We start from the raw sequence: 1,946 nt of genomic DNA on the forward strand, positions 1-1,946 counted from the left end.
GATCGCGCTGCTGACCGACAACGGGCAGCAGGTCCTCTACATCCCCGGCCGCACCGTCCACCACGCCTCCGGCTCCTACCGGGGTGACGGGAAGACAGATGCGAAGGACGCCTTTGTCATCGCGGACCAGGCCCGTATGCGGCGCGACCTTCAGACCATGCACCGCGGCGACGACATCGCCGTTGCCCTGCGCATCCTCACCTCGCGCCGCCTCGATCTGGCAGCGGACCGCACGAGGGCGATCAACCGGATGCGGGCCCAGATGCTGGAGTACTTCCCTGCGCTGGAACGGGCCTTCGACTACAAGACCTCGAAGGCGTCCCTCGTGCTGCTGACGGGCTACCAGACACCGGCCGCTCTCCGCCGCATCGGCAAGAACCGCCTCGCGGCCTGGTTGAAGAACCGCAAGGTCCGCAACTCCCAGCTCGTCGCGGCCACCGCCGTCGAGGCCGCCGAAGCCCAGCACACCGCCGTCGCCGGGGAGAAGTTCGCCGCGGCCGTGGTGGCCAAACTGGCAAGGGAAGTGATGACCCTCGATGAGGAGATCGCTGAGACCGATGCCCTGATCGAGGGCCGGTTTCGCGACCACCCGCACGCCGAGGTCATCCTGAGCATGCCCGGCCTCGGTCCGGTCCTGGGCGCCGAGTTCATCGCCCATACCGGTGGGGACATGAGCGTCTTCGGCACCTCTGACCGCCTGGCGGGTGTCGCCTACCTGGCCCCGGTCCCGAAGGACTCCGGACGGATCAGCGGGAACATGCGCCGACCACGCCGCTACTGCCGCCGCCTGTTGCGAGTCTTCTACATGTCCGCGATGGTCGCCGCCAGATGCTGCCCCACTTCGAAAGCGTTCTACGACCGCAAGAGAGCCGAAGGCAAGGGGCACAGGCAGGCTGTCATCGCCCTCGCGCGCCGTCGCCTGAACGTCCTGTGGGCCCTCATCCGCGACAGCCGAACCTTCGAGATCACCGCGCCGCCGAGCCCTGTCCCGCTGGGATGAGACGCTCACAGCGAGTCACCGCACGGGGTTGACAACCTCATTGGGAATCCTTTGGAGTGGACACCCTGACAATGGATCTTGATGGTCCAGGGAGGGATGTCCAGGTGGGACGGAGGTCTCCGTATCCGGAGGAGTTCCGGAAGGATGCCGTCGCGCTCTATTGCGCCGCGGTCGGCAAGCGGACGTACGCGGCGGTGGCCGCGGATCTTGGCATCACCGCGGAGTCGCTGGGGACGTGGGTCCGCAAGGACGACGGCCAGGCCGCGCCCGAGAGCCGCGACATCGGGGTGAGCGCGGCGGAGGAGCCGGCCCGGCTGCGGGCAGAGAACGCCCGGCTGCTGAAGGCGGAACAGGAGTGGCAGCTGGAACGCGAGATTCTGCGCCGGGCAGCCGCCTATTTTGCCCGGGAGGTGAAGTGAGCCCCCGCCGCTGGGACTTCATCTCCGATCACCGCACCGACTTCGGCGTGCAGCGGATCTGCAGGGTGCTCGGGGTGTCGCGGGCCGGCTACTACCGGCATCTGGCCACCGCTCAGGCCCGTGCCGAGCGCCGGGCCGAGGAGAAACGGACCGTGGCCGAGATCCGTGAGATCCACGCCGAACACGGCGGTGCCTATGGTGCTCCGCGCGTCCATGCCGAACTCCGTGCCCGCGGGCACGGGATCAACCGCAAGCGCGTCACGCGCCTGATGCGGATCAACCACATCGTCGGCCGGCACCTGCGGAAGAAGAAGCGGACGACGATCGCGGACAGGACCGCGCCGCCCGCACCGGACCTGGTGATGCGCGACTTCACCGCGGACACCTTGAACACCAGGTGGTGCGGCGACATCACCTACATAAACGTCGGCGCGACATGGCTCTACCTCGCCACGGTGATCGATATCTGTTCGCGGCGGGTGGTGGGCTGGTCGATCGCGGACCACATGCGCACCTCGCTGGTCACC

General features: G+C 68.0%; 1 protein-coding gene and 1 pseudogene. Both read left to right on the forward strand.

All coding sequences use genetic code 11. From position 1 onward, the window contains the following. On the forward strand, positions 1-1,000 hold a 1,000-nt coding region (locus ACWD35_RS45390; protein WP_451357164.1), incomplete at its 5' end, for an IS110 family transposase. 104 nt (positions 1,001-1,104) lie between these two features. After that, positions 1,105-1,946 (forward strand): annotated as a pseudogene (locus ACWD35_RS45395) (IS3 family transposase); the annotation flags it as partial.

The organism is Streptomyces sp. NPDC002671, assembly GCF_053592475.1.